This window comes from Nonomuraea sp. NPDC059007 (assembly GCF_042740555.1).
Classification (GTDB): Bacteria; Actinomycetota; Actinomycetes; order Streptosporangiales; family Streptosporangiaceae; genus Nonomuraea.
The window spans coordinates 47082-66856 of record NZ_JBHYJD010000055.1; the positions used below are offsets into that span (position 1 = coordinate 47082).

18 protein-coding genes and 1 pseudogene are annotated in these 19775 nt (G+C 68.6%); 10 read left to right on the forward strand and 9 right to left on the reverse strand.

Going from position 1 to position 19775, the window contains the following annotated elements; translation table 11 throughout:
- Window positions 1-90 precede the first annotated feature (90 nt).
- Window positions 91-1188 carry an acyltransferase gene (locus tag ACFWY5_RS49170; protein WP_379639072.1) on the reverse strand — a complete coding sequence of 366 codons (1098 nt, stop codon included), beginning with the start codon at window positions 1186-1188 and terminating at the stop codon, window positions 91-93.
- Between the two features lie 152 nt (window positions 1189-1340).
- Between ACFWY5_RS49170 and ACFWY5_RS49175 the strand changes: the two genes are divergently transcribed.
- The 3 genes from ACFWY5_RS49175 (at window position 1341) to ACFWY5_RS49185 (ending at window position 4885) form a co-directional block, all read left to right on the forward strand.
- Entirely contained in the window at window positions 1341-3257 is a 1917-nt protein-coding gene (locus ACFWY5_RS49175; RefSeq protein WP_379639073.1) for a sensor domain-containing protein, read from the forward strand.
- Window positions 3197-3844: a LuxR C-terminal-related transcriptional regulator gene (locus ACFWY5_RS49180; RefSeq protein ID WP_379626682.1), complete on the forward strand. Its 648-nt coding sequence runs from the start codon at window positions 3197-3199 to the stop codon at window positions 3842-3844. Before ACFWY5_RS49175 ends, ACFWY5_RS49180 begins: the two co-directional genes overlap by 61 nt.
- Window positions 3845-4030: 186 nt before the next feature.
- The gene (locus ACFWY5_RS49185; protein WP_379639074.1) at window positions 4031-4885 is read left to right on the forward strand and encodes a hypothetical protein; all 855 of its coding nucleotides are present in this window, start codon (window positions 4031-4033) and stop codon (window positions 4883-4885) included.
- Between the two features lie 95 nt (window positions 4886-4980).
- On the opposite strand, the gene ACFWY5_RS49190 is transcribed toward ACFWY5_RS49185, so the two are convergent.
- Window positions 4981-6438 (reverse strand): MDR family MFS transporter, encoded by a 1458-nt coding sequence (locus ACFWY5_RS49190; protein ID WP_379639075.1) that lies wholly within the window; start codon window positions 6436-6438, stop codon window positions 4981-4983.
- A gap of 6 nt (window positions 6439-6444) precedes the next feature.
- A complete protein-coding gene (locus ACFWY5_RS49195) occupies window positions 6445-7026 on the reverse strand; it encodes an NADPH-dependent FMN reductase (protein ID WP_379626688.1) in 582 nt (193 codons plus the stop codon).
- A gap of 110 nt (window positions 7027-7136) precedes the next feature.
- Between ACFWY5_RS49195 and ACFWY5_RS49200 the strand changes: the two genes are divergently transcribed.
- Both ACFWY5_RS49200 and ACFWY5_RS49205 read left to right on the forward strand, forming a co-directional pair.
- Window positions 7137-7853, forward strand: a complete 717-nt coding sequence (locus tag ACFWY5_RS49200) for a TetR/AcrR family transcriptional regulator C-terminal domain-containing protein (RefSeq protein ID WP_379639076.1) — start codon at window positions 7137-7139, stop codon at window positions 7851-7853.
- A 119-nt stretch (window positions 7854-7972) separates the two neighbouring features.
- A complete protein-coding gene (locus ACFWY5_RS49205; RefSeq protein ID WP_379639077.1) occupies window positions 7973-8557 on the forward strand; it encodes a hypothetical protein in 585 nt (194 codons plus the stop codon).
- Here ACFWY5_RS49205 and ACFWY5_RS49210 read toward each other — a convergent pair.
- Both ACFWY5_RS49210 and ACFWY5_RS49215 read right to left on the reverse strand, forming a co-directional pair.
- Entirely contained in the window at window positions 8554-8757 is a 204-nt protein-coding gene (locus tag ACFWY5_RS49210; RefSeq protein WP_379639079.1) for a hypothetical protein, read from the reverse strand. The genes ACFWY5_RS49205 and ACFWY5_RS49210 overlap by 4 nt on opposite strands.
- 141 nt (window positions 8758-8898) lie before the next feature.
- Window positions 8899-9633, reverse strand: coding sequence for a DUF998 domain-containing protein (locus tag ACFWY5_RS49215; RefSeq protein WP_379639080.1), 735 nt, complete (start codon window positions 9631-9633; stop codon window positions 8899-8901).
- 205 nt (window positions 9634-9838) lie between these two features.
- Here ACFWY5_RS49215 and ACFWY5_RS49220 point away from each other — a divergent pair, with 205 nt between their 5' ends.
- A complete protein-coding gene (locus tag ACFWY5_RS49220; protein ID WP_379639081.1) occupies window positions 9839-10444 on the forward strand; it encodes a TetR/AcrR family transcriptional regulator in 606 nt (201 codons plus the stop codon).
- A gap of 393 nt (window positions 10445-10837) precedes the next feature.
- Window positions 10838-12712 carry a hypothetical protein gene (locus ACFWY5_RS49225; protein ID WP_379639082.1) on the forward strand — a complete coding sequence of 625 codons (1875 nt, stop codon included), beginning with the start codon at window positions 10838-10840 and terminating at the stop codon, window positions 12710-12712.
- A 211-nt stretch (window positions 12713-12923) separates the two neighbouring features.
- Here ACFWY5_RS49225 and ACFWY5_RS49230 read toward each other — a convergent pair whose 3' ends face one another.
- The 3 genes from ACFWY5_RS49230 to ACFWY5_RS49240 all read right to left on the reverse strand — a co-directional run bounded on the left by ACFWY5_RS49230 (window position 12924) and on the right by ACFWY5_RS49240 (window position 15811).
- Window positions 12924-13304, reverse strand: a complete 381-nt coding sequence (locus tag ACFWY5_RS49230; RefSeq protein WP_379639083.1) for a VOC family protein — start codon at window positions 13302-13304, stop codon at window positions 12924-12926.
- Between the two features lie 397 nt (window positions 13305-13701).
- Complete coding sequence (locus ACFWY5_RS49235; protein WP_379639084.1) at window positions 13702-14358, reverse strand: hypothetical protein; 657 nt, start codon at window positions 14356-14358, stop codon at window positions 13702-13704.
- Between the two features lie 898 nt (window positions 14359-15256).
- On the reverse strand, window positions 15257-15811 hold the full coding sequence (locus tag ACFWY5_RS49240; protein ID WP_379639086.1) for a hypothetical protein: 555 nt from the start codon (window positions 15809-15811) through the stop codon (window positions 15257-15259).
- 455 nt (window positions 15812-16266) lie between these two features.
- Here ACFWY5_RS49240 and ACFWY5_RS49245 point away from each other — a divergent pair, with 455 nt between their 5' ends.
- Genes ACFWY5_RS49245 through ACFWY5_RS49255 form a run of 3 tightly spaced genes read left to right on the forward strand, consistent with a single transcriptional unit; the run spans window position 16267 to window position 19176 of the window.
- Window positions 16267-16746, forward strand: a complete 480-nt coding sequence (locus ACFWY5_RS49245) for an RNA polymerase sigma factor (RefSeq protein WP_379639087.1) — start codon at window positions 16267-16269, stop codon at window positions 16744-16746.
- The gene (locus ACFWY5_RS49250; RefSeq protein ID WP_379639088.1) at window positions 16743-17684 is read left to right on the forward strand and encodes a YbgA family protein; all 942 of its coding nucleotides are present in this window, start codon (window positions 16743-16745) and stop codon (window positions 17682-17684) included. Before ACFWY5_RS49245 ends, ACFWY5_RS49250 begins: the two co-directional genes overlap by 4 nt.
- 22 nt (window positions 17685-17706) lie before the next feature.
- Window positions 17707-19176, forward strand: coding sequence for an SDR family oxidoreductase (locus ACFWY5_RS49255; protein WP_379639089.1), 1470 nt, complete (start codon window positions 17707-17709; stop codon window positions 19174-19176).
- Here the strand turns inward: ACFWY5_RS49255 and ACFWY5_RS49260 are convergent.
- Window positions 19157-19775, reverse strand: a pseudogene (locus ACFWY5_RS49260) (MerR family transcriptional regulator); the annotation flags it as partial. The gene ACFWY5_RS49255 and the pseudogene ACFWY5_RS49260 overlap by 20 nt on opposite strands.

Here is a 19775-nt window from a genome sequence, read left to right on the forward strand (position 1 = left end):
TCACATGTTCTCCCTGCATCGTGGCAAGACCGGGGAGGGGTGTACACGACGCGTACCCCACCAATCACGCCTCGCTGTTGATCGCACGTCTCAGAGCACGCGCCGGACCATTGGCAGCGCGCGAACGGCGGCCGCCACCATCCAGCACAAGGGAAGCGAGAGGACCGCCGCGAGGGCGAACTTCACCAGCGCTCCAGCGGGGAGGCCGGAGAGCGCGACAGACACCACAACGAGCACGCTCGCGTGCAGGACATAGACGGCGTACGCATGAGCGGACATGAAGCGGCCGAGGGGACCCGGCGCCGCCGTGAATCTCCGGCTGAACAGTCCGAGCATCCCCAGGGACATGCCCACGCAGTAGACGCCGTCGAAAAGTCCATGCGCCACCTGCGCGATGAGTGCCGTGCCTCCCAGCGCGACGGGCAAGAGGGGCAGGGCCGCCACAGCGGCGGCGGCGAACCCCCAGCCGGTAGCCCGCGCCGGGATGGCCGCCAGCCAGCCGCGCCGGTAGGCGATCACCCCGGCGGTGAACATGCAGATGTACTGCGGCAGGTAGTCCGGGACGGGAAACTGCACCACGGGGACGCGCTCAAGGGGCAGCACGCGCCAGAGGACGCCGAGCACCGCGAGGAGCGCGGCGAAGCCGATCACGGTGCGTGCCCGCAGCCGCGTGGCCGGCCGCGGGGGAGGTGCCGGGCGAAGTGCCCGGATGACGGCATAGGCCGCCACGAAGATCATGAGCGTCACCAGGAACCAGCCCGGACCCTGCTCGAGCTCACGAAGGTAGAAGTCCAGGTAGGGGACCGGGGCCCGGGCGTTCTCCCAGCGATACAGCGGCAGCTTGGCGAGCGGAACGACGGCGAAGACCAGCAGGATCAGCGGGATTCCCAGCCTGATCACCCGATCGGTGAGGAACCGCCGTCCGCCCTTCCGGTCGTAGGAGCCGGGTACCAAGTAGGCGGAGATCAGGAAGAAGAGTCCCATGAAGTAGGTCTGGTTGAGCAAGAGGAAAAGGTCCAGCAGCCGGTCCCATTCGCCTGGCGGCGACGGCTTTCCCATGCTCGGCTCGTGGTAGTACCACAGGTCGAAGCTCCCGTACGTCAGGGCGACGTGATGCAGGACCACGAGTACGGTCAGCAGCACGCGCACGCGGTCGAGGTAGTGCAGCCTTTCGGCGGTGATGGTCACGGGCGCCACGCTAGGAACGAAGAGAGGCGCAGGTAATGGGCCTGGCTCCCGGCCGGGGTGGGGGCTGGCACCCATACCGTCCAGGCCGCCCGCGTGGTTTCATCGATCGGGTGGGAAGGCCGTGGGGGAGCGACGCCGGCAGAGGCGCACGGATGCTCATGTTCGCCGCGGCCCCCGTGCGAGGTCTGGCGCTCGCCCTGCCGGCGATGCTGGGGCCGCCGCTCCTGGTCGTCTTGTTCGTCACCGGGCACATGGGCCTGCCGTCTCCGGCCTTCTTCCTTGAGCACGCCCGCCGCCTGCCGGCTCTGGCCCGGTGGCTGGCGGGGCGATGGGGCGGGGTGGAGATCCCCTCGCCCTACCGTCCGGCGCCGGAGCAGCCCGAGCGCGACGCCGATGGGTGGTATCACGACGGCGATGATCTGTACCGTTCCGCATTCGTACCGGCCTATCTGGCGCGGCTGAGATGGATCGCCGGCGATTCCGCGACCGTGCGTGACCTGTGGTGGATGGCACTCAACCCGGTGATCGGCGCTCCGATCGCTCTGCTGTCTCCGGCTCTGCTCGGTTGCGGTCTCGTAGCGGCGTGGCTGCGGTTCCCGGTTGCCGGCGGCGCGGCCGTTCTGCTCGGAATCGCGGTGGGTCCGGCGTCGCTGCACTGGCACGCCCGCTGGACCAGGGTGCTGCTCGCACCCACACGCGCGAACCCGGGAAGGGTGCTCGATCCGCGTATCGTCGCCGGTGTACGGCTGTGCGCGAGCATGGGGCTGGCCTTCATGGCGGCGGCCCTGGCGGCGGTTCAGGTGCTGGCGATCGTCGTGACGGCGACGAGGCTGTGGCCGGACATCGTGCCGGCCGGTCGCCGATTCGTGTCCTGGCGCCGGGCACAGATGGGTGAGTGGACGGGCGCGCGGATCGCGGAGCCGTACCACAGGGAACCTCCACCGCCTCTGCCAGACCACAACGGGATGTACCGGACGGCCTGGGGGGAGTTCGGCACGCTGCATCGCACGCGAGAGTCCGCGGCCCGCGCGCAGCGATGGCAGTGGACCGTGCGGGATCCAGCCTCGTGGCGCGATCTCGCCTGGTTGTCGCTGGAGCTCCCTGCCGCCACCGTGGTGCTCGCCGGGCCGGCCGCGCTGATCGCCGGCGGCCTCGTGCTCTGCTGGCTGTGGATGTGGATCAACCTCCTGCGCTTGGCCGGCGCGCAACTGCCGTGGTCGCCTGATGACCTGCTCCACGCCTTGTTGCCCGCGCTGGCCGGTGTACCCATGCCGGTGGTCGCTCTGGCCGCCGCCGCGCTCGGCATCGCCGTCAGTCCCGCGCCGTTGCGCTGGCACGCTCGCCTGAGCCGATCGCTGCTCGCGCCCACCAAGGCGGCGGTGATGACCCGGCGGATCGGCGAGCTGGCGACCAGCCGGACGCAGCTCAGCGATGCGCAGGCCGTCGAGCTGCGTCGGATCGAGCGCGACCTGCACGACGGCGCGCAGACCCGATGGATCGCCGTGGGCATCGCCCTGGGAGCGGCCGAGGATCTCATCACGCGAGACCCGGAGGCCGCCAGGGACATGGTCGCCAAGGCCAAGGACCTGTCGGTGAGCGCGCTCGGCGAGCTCCGCGAGCTCATCCGTGGTATCCATCCACCGGTACTCGCCGATCGGGGGCTCGCGGACGCCGTACGCACTCTCGCACTGGACGCACCGCTGGATGCCGACGTGCGGGTGGCGGTCGGCGGCAAGATCGCCCCGCCGATCGAGGCGGCGGTCTACTTCGGCGTCAGCGAACTACTCGCCAACATCGCCAAGCACGCGGAGGCCAAGAAGGTCGTGGTCGACCTGCGACACGCGGACGGGGTGCTGAAAGCCACCGTCACCGATGACGGCAGGGGCGGCGCGACGGCGAGACCCGGTGGTGGTCTGCACGGCATCCGGCGCCGGCTCGAGGGGTTCGACGGCGTCCTCACCCTTGTCAGTCCGCCCGGCGGGCCTACCGTAGCGACCTTGGAGATCCCATGCGCGTTGTCCTCGCCGAGGACGCATTCCTCCTCCGAGAAGGGCTCATCCACCTGCTGAAGGCGCACGGCATCACGGTCGTGGCCGCCGTGGACACCGGCGAGGACCTGCTCGTCGCGCTCGCCGCGCACGGGCCCGACCTGGCGATCGTCGATGTACGGCTACCGCCCGGCTACACCGACGAGGGCGTGCGGGCCGCTCTGGAGGCGCGCCGGCGTCACCCCGGATTCCCGGTGCTCGTGCTCTCGCAGTACGTCGAGCAGATCTACGCCAGGGAACTGCTGGCGGACGGCGTCGGCGGCGTCGGCTACCTCCTCAAGGACAGCATCTTCGACACCGGCCACTTCGTCGACGCCTTGCGCAGGGTCGCATCGGGCGGAACCGCCATGGATCCAGAGGTGATCGCCAAGCTGCTCGGCGGTACCTCACCGCAGCACCCGGTGGCGCGGCTGACCCCGCGCGAGAGGGAGGTGCTCCAGCTCATGGCCCAGGGGCGATCGAACGCGGCCATCGCGGGGGCGTTGTACGTCAGCGAGGGGACGGTCGGCAAGCACATCGCCGCCATCTTCACCAAGCTGGACATCGAGGCCACCAACGACATCCATCGGCGTGTGCTGGCCGTGCTGGCCTACCTGAATCGGACATAGCACCCCAGGCGACAGGCCTGCGACAGCTCGACGTAAGCCAGTGTTTCCAGGCTATGAACACCCTCTGAACGCACGGTCGGACAGGAAGGCTCCATGCACTTACGCCCGGATCTGATCATCCGCTGTGGGAATACCTTTGCCGGTCTCGTCATTCCCTACGCCATCCTGGGGGGCATCTCAGCCTTCTTGACCGTCCCCGATCCGGTCGCCCTCGGCCTGCTCGTCGTAGCCGTCGTGGCGATGCCATACCTGGCCGTCCGCGGCTACCGGATGGCGATCATCTGCACGCCCGCGACCGTCACCGTGCGAGGTTGGCTGCGCAGCCGCACCATGTCGATCGAGGATGTGGTCGACGCCGGCGATCTCCTCTCGGGCCGCCTGCTGCGGCTGGATGCGAACGGACGCGTGCGCACGACACCGGTGATCGCCTTCGTCACGATCGTCACCGCCTTCAGCCGCACAAAGGAGCACAACCTCCTGGCTCGGCAGCGGCTGCGGGACTGGATCGTCCGCCACCAGAGCGGCTCGGCCAGGCGCCGGAATACGGCGGCCTTGAGACGCAGGCCGGTCAGGAGACGCCTGCTGTGGCTGGGCGGGAGCTTTGACGATGTGATCGGCTGGGTGTTCATCGCGGTGATGCTGATCTGCGGAGGGCTCCTCGTGGAGGGGCTGCCGGCAGAGATCCGTGCCGCTCAGGGCCAGGGCCGGCCCGGGACGTTCACCGCGGCCGAACTCGACTGTGATCGTGCCATCTGCTCTTGGAACGGCGCCTTCCGCTCTCACGACGGGACGGAGATCAAGGGCGAGGCATGGCTGTACGGCACGCACGCCGACGACATGCAGGCCGGCGACCAGGTCGAGGCGCTGGACACCGGTCATGCCCACAAGGTTTTCACGCCCGGCACCCACGACCTCATCTCCTGCTCGATCGCTCTGATCGTGATGGTGATCCTCGGCTGGTACGGGTTCTGGCGCCTAAGAGGCGCCCGCCGAAAACGCCTGGCCGAACTGAGAGCGTACGGGGGCAGGTCCAGGCGCTGAGGCCGACCGCGCCAGGTTTTCCGACGAACGCCTGCGCATGCCGCCCCGCCTCCACCAGCTTCTCGCGCAGTGCGGTGGTATCAGAAGCATTGGGCCTATTCATCATGGGTTGCGGTGCGCAGCGGGGTTTCGCGGATCAGCCAGGCGATGGTGAAGGCGGCGACGGACAGGGCGGCGGCGCCGATGAGGATCACGTGCAGGCCCGCGGTCACGGCCAGCCGGACCGCGTCGGCCACCTGGGCGGGCAGGTCCGGCAGCAGGGCGGGGGTGAGGTCGCCACGCGTGGTCAGCCGGTCGGTGGCGGCCGGGCCCAGGTGGGTGGTCAGGTCGTCGCGTACCCGGGCGGCGTACAGGGTGCCCAGCAAGGCGATGCCGAGTGAGCCGCCGATGGTGCGCAGCAGCGTGAGGGTGCCGCTGGCGGCGCCCATGTCGCGCGGGCCGGCGCTGTTCATGGTGATCAGGGTGGTGCTCTGCAGTACCAGGCCCAGGCCTGCGCCGATGGGGAGGGTCAGGGCCGAGGCGAGCGCGGCAGGGGTGTCCGCGTCGAGCGGGAACAGTGCCAGCGCGCCGCCGGCCATGAGGGCCGCGCCGAGGATCGGGTAGGCGCGGTAGCGGCCGTTCGCGCTGATGAGGCGACCGGTGAGCAACTGGGCGCCGAGCATGCCGAACATCAGCGGGAGCAGCAGCATGCCGCTGGCCGCCGGGGAGGAGCCCTGCACGAGCTGCAGGTACTGCGGCAGGTAGTTGGTGACGGTGAGCATCACCGCGCCGACCAGGAAGCTCAGGACCTGGGCGAGGGTGAAGTCGCGGTTGGTGAACAGCCGGGGCGGGATGATCGGCTCGGCGGTGCGGCGTTCGACGGCCACGAACGCGGCCAGGGCCAGCGCGCCGGCCGCGCCGAGCGCCCAGGGCCAGGAGGTGCCGCCCGCCAGCAGGGTCAGGGCCACGATGGCGACGGTCAGCAGCACCGCTCCGGCGTAATCGATGCGCGGCCGGCCCCGCTCCGCAGGTGGCAGGTGGATCCTGGTGGCGATGAGCAGCAGCGCGAGGGCGCCGATGGGCAGGTTGACGTAGAAGGTCCAGCGCCAGCTGAGGTGGTCGGTGAGCAGCCCGCCCAGCAGCGGCCCGCCGACGTAGGCGACGGGCATGATGGCGCCGATCATCGATTGCAGCCTGCCGCTGTCGCGGGGCGGGACCAGGACGCCGATGATGGCCAGCGCGCCGACCATGAGCCCGCCGGCGCCGAGCCCCTGCACGGCGCGGAAGGCGATGAGCTGCGGCATGGTCTGAGCCAGGCCGCACAGCGCGGATCCGGCCAGGAACAGCACGATGGAGCAGACGAAGATGGCCTTGCGGCCGAGCAGGTCGCCGAGCTTGCCCCAGAGCGGGGTGGTCGCCGCGGCGGCGAGCATGTACGCGGTCACCACCCCCGGCAACTGGTCCAGGCCACCGAGGTCACCGGCGATGGTGGGCAGCGCGGTGCCCACGATCAGGCCGTCGAGCATGGCCAGGAACATGCCGGTCAGCAGCCCGAAGACACCCAGGCGTGACATGGCCACTCAGACGGCGTAGGGGCGGGCGGACCTGGCCTCGCACAGCGATCGCGCCCACCAGGCGAGCCGGTCCAGCATGACCTTGGCGGCGGCATCGGCGGCCGGGTCGATGGCCTTGCCGTCGCCGTCGAACTGCGCCCACGGATGCTGCAGGCCGACGGTGTCACGCAGGGTGACGGCGTGCAGCTCGGCCAGGACGAGCCGGAGCTGCTCGACCGCGCGCAGCCCGGCGGAGAAGGCGCCGTAGGAGACGAACGCGACGGGCTTGGCCTGCCATTCGACGCCGTGCCAGTCAATGGCGTTCTTCAGCGCGGCCGGGAAGCTGTGGTTGTACTCGGGTGTCACGATCACGAAGGCGTCGGCCGCCGCCAGGCGCGGTGAGACGGCCGCCAGCAGATCTCTGTCCTCTTGAGAGGACGGCGGCTGGCCGAGCACCGGCAGGACGGTCGGCAGTGGGGTCTCGGCCAGGTCGATCAGGTCGGCGCTCATGTCGCCGCGCTGATGGAGGTGGTCCAGCAGCCAGTTCGCCACGGCGGGTCCGAAGCGTCCCTCGCGGGTGCTGCCGAGAATGACGGAGATCTTGAGCACGACACTTCCTTCTGTGTACGCTGTATTGGGCGGATACAACGTACACATGAGCGTGTACGTTGTCTACTGTCGGTACGTTGTATCGGCAGGCGAGGAGAAGGGGCAACGGCATGACGACCGACAAGGGCGCACCGCTATGGGAGCGGCTCGAACGGCCCGCACCAGCTCCACGCCAGACGTTGTCCCCCCAGCGCATCGCCTCGGCCGCCGTCGCGGTCGCCGACGCCGAGGGCCTGGAGGCCATCACGATGCGCCGCCTGGCCACGGAACTGGGCGTCGCTCCCATGGCGCCCTACCGCTACGTGTCAGGCAAGGACGACCTGCTGGAACTCATGGTCGACCACGTCTACGCGGGCATGCGCGTGCCCGGCGACCTCGGCTGGCGGGAGAGCCTGCACGCGCTGGCCGTACGCACTCGCGAGCTGATGCTGGAGCACCGGTGGCTGGCGCAGCTCCCACCGCGGACCAGGCTCGCCCTGACACCCAGCCGTATGGCCGTGGCCGAGCAGTCTCTGACGGCGCTCGACGGCCTGGGCCTGGACCCCGACACGATGATGGGCATCTTCCGCAGCGTGGACGCCTACGTGCACGGCGCGATGAGTCACGACAGCGCCGTCGACGCGTTCATGAGCGAGCAGAGCCTGTCCACCAGCGACGAACTGCGCACCGAACTCGCCCCTCTGATGGCCTGGCACATGCGCACCGGCCATTACCCCACGTATCAGCACTACCTGCGCACCGCCACCCGCAAGGACGACAGCCAATGGCAGTTCGACCTCGGCCTCAACTGCCTCCTGGAGGGCATCGCCGGCCGCCTGAAGATTTAGCGTGCCAGGGGTACCAGGGGTCTGACCTGGCAGCGTCGTGCGGGCTGCCGAGCTGGTCTTCCTCTCCTATCCGAAGGCGTCTAACGTGATCGTCAGATACGTCGATCCGGAGGCGTCCATTGGACTTCGCGGTCTGGTTGAGCGGGCTGATAGCTCTTGCCGGAGTCGGATTGGGCGGTCTGTTGTCGTCCCGGGCGCAAGATCGGGCATGGAAACGCGAGGAACAACGACGCTGGCGAGAAGCGCGGCGCTCGACGTATGGGGATTTCGTGGCCGCGGTCAGGGAATACCGGTCGTTCGTGTCCGGGCCGGACACCTCGGTGGAGGTGTGGATGCACCCTGATGGGACCCGTCTCATCCCGGCCATAGGCCCCGGGGGTGCCGAGTACCAGACGAAGATGGAGGCGGCCTTCACCGCGGTCCAGATGGTGGCTCGTGACCAGGAGACCGTGGACAAGGCGCATTTCCTCGCCGGCATTGCGCGCCGTGTCGCGGTCGCTCGCGTCGTTTACGGCCCCGGCAAGGTGCCGAGCGATCTGGATGAGAGCCTGTTCACCGCGGAGCGCGACTTCCTCAACTCCGCGCGCCGCGACCTGGGCCTCAACGACATGGACGAAGTCCCCTTCCCCGAGGCTCTGGCGGACATTGATGACACCCTGAAAGCGGCATTCCACGGGCATCACGGCGAATCGAAGTCGACCTAGGGAGCAGGTTGCTCCTGCGGCCGGGCGACGGTCGTGATCAGTCCATGTTCCTGGGTGAGGATCGCCGCCTGCATACGATTGGCCGGCCCGAGGCGTCCAAGTAGGGCGATCTCGGCGTTGGAGAGTCCGCGGGCCAGCACCCTGTCGCCGAGCCCGCTCCTCAGGTGCGCCCCCGGCCAGACCAGGGGCGACGGTGCCACCCAGCCAGCGATTGACGCGGCCTCGATCGGCCGCCGCGCCACCGAACGCCCAGGTCCGGGTGGACGGCATGATCACCGTCCAGAACCACAGTCTCCGGCCGGGTCAGGCGGTGACCCGGCGCGCTCGGTGGCCGATCCGTATCAGTGGTCCCGTCCGGGTTGGGGGAGTGTGTCGCTGGCGTGTGCTGGGGTGGTGCTGTTTCGGATGGAAGCTCCCGCCCAGATGAGGCCGATCAGGAGCGGGTAGACGGCGCAGCGTTCGACGAGGCCGATGAGGACGTTGGCCCCTGAGCCGGCGAGGGTGAGGAAGCCCACCAGGGCTACGAGGCCGATCACGCCGAAGATGACCATGGCCTTGCCGGTCTTCTGGGTGATTGCGATGTCTCGGTGCAGTCGTCCAAGAATGATGATGAGTACGTTGCCGCCGAAGATGCCGGCGAAGGCGCCCAATGCGTGATAGTCGATGGCCGCGTTGTTCGCTGTTTCGCCGGATCCGGGGAAGAAGGCCAGCAGGACGCCGCCGGCAGCCAGCAGGGCTGCCGGTGTGAGCACTGCCCAGCGGCGCCGGCCATGCAGCCCCCTGAGCATGGCGGTGCCGATGAACAGGGTGATTCCGAAGAGGAAGAAGCCGGTGTTCATGACCCACGCGAGCGGCGAGTACATGAACTGCCCGAATGCCTCTGTGGGGCCGTGGACGCCGAGGTTGCTGATGTAGTGGTGGGTGTAGCTGTAGGGAGGATTCGTCCATGCCGCGGCAGCGATGAATTCGGCGAGGAAGAAGATCATTCCTCCGGCGATGAGTACGGCGCCGGCGGTGCGACGTTGCATCATCCGGTGATCGCCTGGGGCGAGCGGCTCGGTCTTTAGGTCGTTCACGGTTGCCTTCTTTCGGGGGCTCACGATGATGTCCGTGGCTGTTTGGGGGCGTTGGCGGGGTTTTCCGGTGGCGTCCCGGGTCCGCTGGTTCGAGGTCGGCGCCTGGTTGGTCTAGGGGCCTTGTAGCTGGTATCAGTACATTACTGTACCGACACCAGTTTAGGTGTCAAGCCAACTATTAGCTGGATCCAGTACGATGGCGGGCATGAGCGATGTGCACCAAGCGGGGCGGCGGGAGCGTAAGAAGGCCGCGACCCGGGCGTTGATCATGGAAGCCGCGCACGAGCTGTTCTTTGAGCGTGGTTTCGACGACGTGAGCGTGCGCGAGATCGCCGACAAGGCCGATGTGTCGCCGACCACCGTCTTCGCGCACTTCCCGCAGAAAGAGGCCCTCGCGTTCGGCGACGAGGACGAGCGGCATGAGCAGCTCGTGGCGGCAATACGTGACCGACCGGCGGGGACCTCGATCTCCGCCGCGCTGAAGGCGCACTACCTCGCTGAGATCGCCGGGTTCGGGTCCGAACCCCAACGTCAGATGCTCGCTCTGATGGAGCAGACACCCGCCCTCGTCGAGTACGCCGAACGCATGTGGTTCCGCCACGAAGACGCCCTAATCGCAGCGATCACCGCAGATTTCGGGCTCACCGAACCGAGCGACGAGATCCGGTTCTACGTCCGGTTCGCCCTCCAGATACAACTCAACGCCACCCGCGACGCCGATCCGGAGTCGACCATCGATGCGGGGTTCCGACTCCTCGATGAGGGCTGGATGCACTACCAGGACGGAGCCAAGCCCGAGTTTCGGGCGTGATCCACCCCCTGGTTCAGGAGGAAGTTGTACGAGCCGCGCACCTTGCCGATTCGCTTCGCCACTTCCGCGCCGGCTCGATGGCGCGCTGAGCTTTGCCATGGGAACTCCTCTGGCATCAGATGCGTCGGCAACCGTGACCATGAATATCGATCAGTCCATGCCTCGTGATCAACCCTCATAGCGGCTCGGTATGAGGTCTGTAACCTGCAACTGGACCCTACGGAGGAGCGGTGAGAACAGTTCTCTACATAGAAGGGCCCTTTCCTGAAACCACTCGCTCAAGATGCTGTTCGCGATTCACCTGCGCCCGTCGGGGCATTGAGCCTGATTGCCGCGGCTGATCCTTTGTGAGACGTTGACGTCTGCGGAGGAGAGTTCGGGGCGGAGGGACCAGTGAAACGGTTCCGTTTGATCGCCGTCATCGCGGCCCTGTTGACGAGCGTGGGTGTGGTCATCATCGTGGTGGCCCGGTTCCAGCCAGACACGCTGCTGCGTATCGACATCCCAGGCCTGCCCCCGAACACAGCGGCGAGGGTGGTGGTTTCCGGCCCGCAATCCACCACCTACACCGTCACCGCCACGGACGTGCGGGCTGTGCCGCCAGGTCACTACAGCTTGGCCATTCACCCTGTTCGGAGTGGCGCGCAGGTCTACTACCCCACCGATGACGTTCGGCGCGTCACTGTAGTTCAAGGCCGTGCCACAACTGCGAGGGCGGCATATCGGGTGGTCATCCCGGATACGACGACGGTGCTTCAGCCTGCGCGAGATGTTGTCCAGGTGCGAGGCGCGCAGGTCCATGTCCGGGCCGGCTCGCCAATGGCAGGCGCGCTGGCGGTTGGGCGCTATTTGATTTCGGGAGAGGGCCCGGGAGTTCCGCACATGCTCGTGCGTCGAGTTGAGGCTACGCGGCGTGCTGGTGATCGGATCATCGTCGACACCGCCCCAGCCGCGTTGGAGGACGCTCTTCCCGCTGGAGTGGTCCGCGTCCGCCAGCGAAGCCTTTCCCTGATGCGGCCGGTGGCCCACACGGATGATCCGCTTGCCTCGGTGGAGTTCTCGGCCGACACCAAATTGCGAGCCTGTTCGACGAAGGATGAAGAGAGTGCCGTTTCGGCCAAGATTACCTATGAGCTAAAGGAGGCGTCTTTCGACTTCACCGGAGACGGTCCGGAGGTGGCGTGGAAGAAGGCGTTCGGCGTTCCGTACGCGCCGAAATCCGTCTCACTCGCGATCGGCGCCCAGCTGACCCTCACGCACGGGATAGAGGCGGATATCGAGGCTGCACTCACGTGCGAGATGGAGCGCGAGGTTCCCCTAGGCTGCGCCAGCCTCCCTGGAGAAATCGCCAGGATCGGGCCGATCTCACTGGAATGCGAGTTCAACATTATCGGCAAGGCCAAGGCCGAGGCGAAGGCGACCTGGCACTCCGGCAAGATCGAGGCCCAGACACGGATCGGATTCGAGGCCGGCTACGACTCCGATGATGGCGGATTTCATGGCGACGCCGACCTGGACAACGACCTGTTGAACAACCCGCCGGACATTCCCGAGCACGAGTCGTCGTTCGGCGCCTCGCTGGGCTTTGAGATTGGGTTGAAGGGGAAAGACCCGATTCCCTTTGGTACGGCCGAGGTGAGCCTTGGCTTCCGTGTCACCGCCGGCCCTGAAATCACCAGCTCACGACAGGAGTTCAAGGGTGAGTTCAAGATTGAGCCGGAGCTGAAGGCCGAAGGGAAGATCGGTGCCTTCGGCCAGGAGATCAAAGCCGACGGCACCGTCAACCTGGGAGATCGGGTTTTCACACTGTGGCGCATCCCGCGGGCCACCCCCATCCCCACCCCATCCCTGTCGGCTCCCGTCTCTGACCCAGCTCGGACGCCGTCTTCCTCGTCGAGGCCGGACATGCCGCGCTTCTTCCTGCAGGAGTGGGGCACCGGCGGAGGGAATTGCTGCTACGGGATCATCCGCCGCAACTACACGGGCCAGTTCGGGACCCGTGCGGGCGCCGGCACCGCAAGGGATGTGTATGTGGTGCTCTGGCCGGCCGGTGAGAACCTGGCTGGGCGTGTCACCCGCGCAACGCGTGAGCGAGCCCGGGGGCTTCACGCCCGGACAGAAGAGATCTCCTCTCTTCAGGGTGCGCCAGTCCGGGTTGAACGAACCGGGCGGCATACGATCAAGGTGTTCGTCGATGGCGAACTGTTCAGCTCCCTGTGCGACATCCCGATCGACGATGGGCGGCCGCCCACATGTGTCTGGAGGTAACCTCGCCGGTCCGTTCAACGGAGGCTCGCACAGCTTCGGATCCCGGGCCGTTCGGCCGCCCTGCCAGGGAGCCGCGCATCGAGGTAGAACTGGAGATCGTTCGGGTGATCGACCCGTCTGGCCCCCCAACCCGCTACTGCGTCCGTTACGGAGGCGCAGGAGGGGTGACCTGAGGGTGGGAGTGGCTGGCCATCGTCCGCTCGAACCGGGCTCAGCCGTTTGAAGCGGCGAGTGCGACGGGATTGCCATCGGGATCCGCGACGTAGGCCACGCGTTCGCCCCAGGGCATGTCTTCCGGTTCTCGCAAGACAGTGCCGCCGTGCTGCTTCAGTTCACCCACCGCGGTGTCCACGTCGGAGACGTAGACGAACATCTCGAACCGAACGCCGTCGGAGATCGCTGCGCCGTAACGCTCATGCGGCCACTCCGCGGCAACCACGGCGATCTCGGCCGAATCCCGGCGTAGCCCCACATAGCCCGGTTCGCCCTGCTCGGGGAGCTGGAAATGCCGCTGGAATCCCAGCCACTCATAGAACTGCGCCGTGGTATTCACGTGCCTGGCGAAGACAACGGGAAACGCACGAGTCACCATGCACCGAGGCTACTCCCGGGGTCTGGGTCCATTCCTGCGCGCCGGTTCAGCGGACAAGGTGAACTGGATCGTGGTGCTGGGGGTGCGGGCCGGAGCGCCATGGCGGGACGTGGCTGACAGGTTGGGGTGGACTCCACAGCCTGCCGGGGCCCATCAGCGTGCGGCCCTGCATGCCCGAGTCGCCCGGTGGAGCACGGTAGGAGCCCGCAGATCACGCACTCGGGCGTTCCCGCTGCGGCTTGTCGATCAAGCTGCATCTGGTGTGCGAGCAGGGTCAGCGACGATTCGCGCTGGTACTGACGGCCTCGATGCCAGGCGGTTGCCCGCGGTCATAGCCCCGCCGGCGACGACCAGCTCTGGGCGTCAACCACGCCCGCAAGGGCATCCATGGAATCGGTCAGTCGCCGGAAGTCGTGGCTTGACCTGGGTAATGTCCGCGGTAGACGGCCCCACTGATCAGGTCCACGAGATTCCTTGCGTGCTGGATAGTGCGTGGGATGCCGATCCGAGATCCGTCACGGATCCGCACCTTGGCGGCCGGGCCCCACTCGCCCTCGCTGAAGTTGTAGTTGACGGCGTCTATGTCGTCCCAGGGGATCGAGCGTGTGCCGCGGGCGTCGACGTGGACGAAGCCACCCTGGTAAAGCTGGAATTGTTCGTCGCGATGCCGCCGGTAGCGGACCACGTTCCGGGTCGAGAAGGCCATGACGGTGAAGGCCAGGCCGGCCACCGAGGCGAAGCCGCCGATCGGGACGACGTGGCCGGAGGAAGACGGGGTGAGATCCCACGCCATCGCTCCGACGGTGGCCACCAAGACTGCCGCGCTGATCACCGATACCCGGATCGACGACTTCACTGGTCGTGGCGGCGGCTGGTTGCCGAACACGTGCACCAGCGTTCCAAGATTGCGGTTTCCGCCACGGGCCGCCCGCATTACGACGATCTTTTCTGCCTGCGTACGGCTGAGCTCCCGCATCACGCGGCGGTGCTTCCAACTGTCGCGTATCCACAGCGGAAAGCCCGTAAGGCACAACATGAACAGCACCCCACCCACAAACACTCCTACGGGGAGGTACCACGACGACATATCTTCCTCCTCTCTCCGTCGTCATGCCGCCGGCGCCGCGCCAGAAATGTGCCCGGTTGCGCTGTTCTCGCAAGTGTGCAACTGGTTCGCCCTCGCGTAATCCTGCGGCGCACACTCATCGTCCCACCGCAAGCCCAAGAGCGCTGCTACATCTCACCGACGTCGCTTCCCGTTCAAAAGCGCACTCGTCAGATGCGGCGCATGATCGCGTCCAGCAGCCGCTCGACCCTTCCGGTCATGGCATTGCATCGACCGGAGCGCGTTCGGCCACCTGCGCGGGGGTGGGAGCGATGCCACGATCAGCCTCGGTTTCATAAGCCGGGCGGAGTCGTTCAGTCCAGCGGGCTCGGGTGCCCGGTGCTGAAGGCGGCCTCCCAGGCTGCTCGGCGTGTTTCCGGGGCGGCTGCATCGATCCGGCTCCGAAAGGTCCTGCCGCGACCTGCGCATCGTGGATCCGCGCGGCCATGGCAGCGATCTGGCGCAGTGAGCCTCCGGGCCGGTTGGTGTGACATCCAGCCGGCCAGGAAGCCGCGTCACGAGGAGGGCTGGGTGCCCGTCAGATCCGTGTCAGCGGTTATCGGTTCGGTGCCGGAAGTCCGGCGTCGTGAATGGCGGAAGTGTCGCGTCTGAGGGCGCCAGCGGCGGCCCTTGCGGTGCCGCCGCTGGGTCACACCGACGGTATGGCGTGTGGTCAGAACTCGCGAACCGTAACTTCGCCGGAATCAAGGAGCGCGCCAAGGATCTGCGCGCTGCCGTCACCCCTACCAGGGCCGAGGACTGCGCCACCCAGGCTGCCAGGTGAGAACACGACCCTGACCGGGGGACCACGCGGGGACGGGGCGGCCGCTCGCGCGCTCCCGCGAGGTCAGTCGTTGACCCGGGGTGACCAGGCGCCGTCGCCGTCGGGGTAGAACCGGGTGGTCACGACGTTCCACCAGCCCCAGCGGCCCCGGGTGGACTGGTATTGCGTGGCCTTGTAGCCGCCGCCGAAGGCGGTGTTGACGATCGGGCCGCCCAGGCAGGTGCCGGCCGCGCCGCCTGATTCGGCGGTAGCCGTACAGGCGAAGCGGAAGCCGCGGCCGTCGAGCACGTCCAGCCAGTCGGTGTTGGGGCCGAAGTCATTGGTGAAGGGGCTGTAGAGCCCGAAACGGGCTTTGCCACCGGAGATCATGCTGCACTGCGCGACCGGGCCGAAGCCGGTGGACAGCGAGGGCCGTTGGCAGTTGATCCAGCCTTGGTCGCTTTGAACGGCCACGATCCGGATGTCTCCGGGAGCGAGCGCGGCGGCGCCCGCGGGCGGTGGGCCCGCCTGGTCGACCAGCGGGAAGGTGGGGTCGGCGTGCGCCGTGGCGGGGGTGAGCGCCAGCGCGAGGAGCGGTACGGCGAGCAGGGCGAGAGCCTGTAAGGAGCGACGTGCCATGAGCGTGCCTTCCTTGTCCGGGTCTGCGAACCGTGCGCCCTCACCATCCCCTGGAGCTCCAGACCCGACAAGACCCAAACTGGATTCGGAATCCAATAAGGTCATCGCTGTGCAAATGTCCCGAATCGGCGCCTCGTTCACGAGTAAAAGCCCGTCGGCGGGCTTCGCCCTTGGCGGCGACGATCCCCGGCTGTCGCAGGCGCAACTCGCCCGCTGTACGCCAGGGGGTGCGGGAACGGCATCGCCGCCGGCGCAGGGCGGTGCGCGGGTTCTCGTGGAGGGTCTTGGCCATGATGAGCTGAGGCGACACGTTGACCCGGCTGTGGCGGGTTGAGCGCCGGGAACCTCCGGTGCGAGCCTGCCAACGGTTGGGAGGAATCTTCTCCGGCTTGGTTGTTCGTCGGCGACCGCTCAGGTTGAATAACTTTTGAATAGGTTATCTCTGGGGAGGGGTCATGGAGGCGATCAACGAGTGCTTCCGCACCCACGCGTCGCTGGTCCGGTCGTACCTGCGCCGGCTGATCCCGTGGCAGGAGGTCGACGACGTCTCGCAGGTGGTCTTCGCCGAGGTGTGGCGGTCAAGAGAGCGCTATGACCCGGACCGGAGCCTGGAGACGTGGCTGCTGAGCATCGCCCACCGGCGAGCCGTCGACCATCTGCGGGTACGGCGCCTGAGCACGGTCTCGCTCGACGCGGTGGCGGATCCGCCGGGGCAGGACGGGCGGGTCGACATCGAACGGCTGGCCGACCGTGACCGGGTCCGGCAGGCGCTGGCCGTACTGCCCGATCCGCAGCGTGAGGCCATCGAGCTGGCGTACTACGGCGAGCTCAGCCAGCGCGAGATCGCCGAACGCCTGCACGTGCCCCTCGGCACGGTCAAGGCCAGGACCGCGCGTGGACTGCACCGCCTGCACACCCTCCTGGCGGCGGCATGAACCGGCCGGTGATCGCCGTCTCCAGTTGCCTGCTGGGCGAGCCGGTCCGGTTCAACGGCGGCCACAGCCGCGACCGGTTCCTCACCGGGTTGCTGGCGCCGTTCGTCGAGTGGATGCCGATCTGCCCGGAGATGGAGCTCGGACTCGGCGCGCCGCGTGACACCCTGCGCCTGGAGAACGAGGCTGCCGGGCCGCGCCTGAAGGTGCGCAGGACCCGCGTGGACCTCACCGACCGGATGGCCGCCCTGGCCGAGCGCCGCGCCGCCGTCCTCGACGTGGACGGGTACGTGTTCAAGGCCAGGAGCCCGACCTGCGGGATCCACGGGGTGGCGCTCTACCCCGTGGACGGCCCGCCGATCGACCGCCGCCATCGGGGCCTGTTCGCCGACGCCATCCTGCGCGCGCATCCGCTGCTTCCGGTGGAGGACGAAGGGCGGCTGAACGACGCGCTCCTGCGGGAGTCCTTCGTCGAGCGGGTGTTCGCGCACGCGCGGTTGCGCGAGCTGCTGGCCGGCGACTGGCGCCCGAGGGACCTGGTGGCCTTCCACTCCCGGCACAAGATGCAGATCCTCGCCCATGACCCCGCCGGATACCGGCAGGCGGGCCGGATCGTGGCCGGTGCGGGCCGCGGCGCGCGCGAGGAACTGGCTCGCGCCTACGCGGACGCCTTCCGAGGGTCGCTGGCGAAAAGGGCGACCCCGGGCAGGACCGTCAACGTGCTGCATCACTGCCTGGGCATGCTGACCCTGGACAAGGCCCGGCGCGACGACTTGCTCGCGGTCATCGACTCCTACCGGGCGGGCCTGGTGCCGCTCAGCGTACCCGCCACGTTGCTGCGCCACCACGCGCGCGGGCAGGACGCCGGATACGTACGCGATCAAAGCTACTTCGCCCCTTATCCCGACACGCTGCGGCTGCGCAACCATGTGCCCGCGTGATCAGCTCAAAGGGCGGTGAATCATGGCGCTCTGCCTGGTGACCGGGGCGAGCGGCTACATCGGCGGGCGTCTCGTGCCCAGCCTGCTGGCCGCGGGCCACCAGGTACGCTGCATGGTCCGCTCACCCGCGCGCCTGCGCGACCTGCCCTGGGCCGCCCGGACCGAGATCGTCGCCGCCGACGCGCTCGACGCCGACGGCACGCGGGCGGCGCTGCAGGGCGTGGAGGTGGCCTACTACCTGATTCACACCATGGGCGGAGGACGGGACTTCGCCGCCGCCGACCGCCGGGCCGCGCACGTCTTCGCCGAGGCGGCCGCGGCCGCGGGCGTGGGCAGGATCGTCTATCTGGGCGGGCTGACGACCGATGAGGATCTGTCACCGCACCTGCGCTCGCGAGCCGAGGTGGCGCGGGTCCTGCTCGACGGCGCGGTGCCCGCCGTCGTGCTGCGCGCGGGTGTGATCATCGGCTCGGGTTCCGCCTCGTTCGAGATGCTCAGGCATCTCACCGAACGGCTGCCGCTGATGACGGCCCCGCGCTGGGTGCACACCCGGACCCAGCCCATCGCCGTCCGCGACGTGCTCCGCTACCTGACCGCCTGGGCGTCGGTGCCCGGTGAGGCCGACCGCGCCTTCGACATCGGCGGCCCGGACGTGCTCACCTACGCCGACATGATGCGCGGCTACGCCGCCACGGCAGGCCTGCGGCCCCGGCTGATCATCTCGGTACCGCTGCTGAGCCCCTGGCTGTCCAGCCTCTGGGTCGGACTGGTCACCCCTGTCCCCGCCGCCATCGCCCGGCCCCTGGTGGAGTCGCTGCGCAACGAGACCGTCTGCCGGGAACACGACATATCCCGATACGTCCCCGACCCTCCGGACGACCTGATCGGCTTCCGCCGCGCGTGCGAGCTGGCGCTCAAGAAGATCAAGGAGGCCGACGTCGCCACCCGCTGGTCCTCGGCCTCCACCCCGGGCGCGCCGAGCGACCCGCTGCCCACCGACCCCGGCTGGGCCGGCGGCAGCCTCTACATCGACCACCGCACCCAGCGCACCGACGTCGCGCCCGAGGCGCTGTGGCGGGTCATCGAAGCGATCGGCGGCGAGAACGGCTGGTACTCCCTGCCCGTCGCCTGGCGCCTGCGCGGCGTCCTCGACCGCGTCATGGGCGGTGTGGGCCTGCGACGCGGCCGCCGCCATCCGCGCCTGCTGCGGGTGGGCGACACCATCGACTTCTGGCGCGTGGAGGAGATCGAGCCCGGCCGGCTCCTGCGCCTGCGCGCCGAGATGCGGCTGCCCGGACTGGCCTGGCTCGAGCTCGGGATCCAGACCAAGGACGGGCAGACGCTCTACGAACAGCGCGCGCTGTTCCACCCGCACGGGCTGGCCGGACACGTGTACTGGTGGGCGCTGGCGCCGTTCCACCGGCTCATCTTCGGCAGGATGCCGCGCAACGTGATCGCCGCCGCGGCGCCGATCACGTCAGCGCCGCGGTGATCGCCCGCACGGCGTCCTCCAGCGAGCCGACCCGCACGGCCGCGCGCGGCAACTCATCCCGCCAGCCCGGCCCGCCCACCATGAGCCGGTACGGCGGGCGCAGCGCGGGCAGCGCGCCCAGCGGCTCCGGATCCCCGGTCGCCCGCTGCTGCGACCACACGAACACCACCCCCGGCGACAGCGCCCGCATCGCCCCGGCCAGCGCGGCCGGCGGCGTGCGGGCGCCCAGCACCCGGCTTTCCACCCGGCACCGCGTCGCCAGCACCGCGGCCAGCGCGTAGACGGGCAGGCTGTGCTGCTCGTCCTCGGCACACGCCAGCAGCGCCGGACGTTCGTTGACGGGCGCGGCCGGCCGGCCGATCAGCGGATGCAGGGCCGCCATCACCCGGTCGGAGAACACGTGCTCGACGTCGATCCCCGCCCCCGTGCGCTCCTGGCCCCTGCTGATCGTCTCGAAGACCGGCAGGACCAGCCGTTGCCACGTCCACGCCACGCCGTACCTGCTCAGCGCCGCCGACAGGCCCTCGTCGAGCGTGCGGCCGTCCAGCACCGCCGCCGCCCGCGCCAGCATGTCCGCCGATGGCACCGCCGCCTCCGGC

Excerpts from the sequence above, each read along its gene's own strand:
- ACFWY5_RS49175 (WP_379639073.1), top strand. The coding sequence starts at position 1,341 with ATGCTCATGTTCGCCGCGGCCCCCGTGCGAGGTCTGGCGCTCGCCCTG.
- ACFWY5_RS49180 (WP_379626682.1), top strand. The coding sequence starts at position 3,197 with ATGCGCGTTGTCCTCGCCGAGGACGCATTCCTCCTCCGAGAAGGGCTC.
- ACFWY5_RS49190 (WP_379639075.1), bottom strand. The coding sequence starts at position 6,438 with ATGTCACGCCTGGGTGTCTTCGGGCTGCTGACCGGCATGTTCCTGGCC.
- ACFWY5_RS49200 (WP_379639076.1), top strand. The coding sequence starts at position 7,137 with ATGACGACCGACAAGGGCGCACCGCTATGGGAGCGGCTCGAACGGCCC.
- ACFWY5_RS49220 (WP_379639081.1), top strand. The coding sequence starts at position 9,839 with ATGAGCGATGTGCACCAAGCGGGGCGGCGGGAGCGTAAGAAGGCCGCG.
- ACFWY5_RS49230 (WP_379639083.1), bottom strand. The coding sequence starts at position 13,304 with ATGGTGACTCGTGCGTTTCCCGTTGTCTTCGCCAGGCACGTGAATACC.
- ACFWY5_RS49240 (WP_379639086.1), bottom strand. The coding sequence starts at position 15,811 with ATGGCACGTCGCTCCTTACAGGCTCTCGCCCTGCTCGCCGTACCGCTC.
- ACFWY5_RS49245 (WP_379639087.1), top strand. The coding sequence starts at position 16,267 with ATGGAGGCGATCAACGAGTGCTTCCGCACCCACGCGTCGCTGGTCCGG.
- ACFWY5_RS49250 (WP_379639088.1), top strand. The coding sequence starts at position 16,743 with ATGAACCGGCCGGTGATCGCCGTCTCCAGTTGCCTGCTGGGCGAGCCG.
- ACFWY5_RS49255 (WP_379639089.1), top strand. The coding sequence starts at position 17,707 with ATGGCGCTCTGCCTGGTGACCGGGGCGAGCGGCTACATCGGCGGGCGT.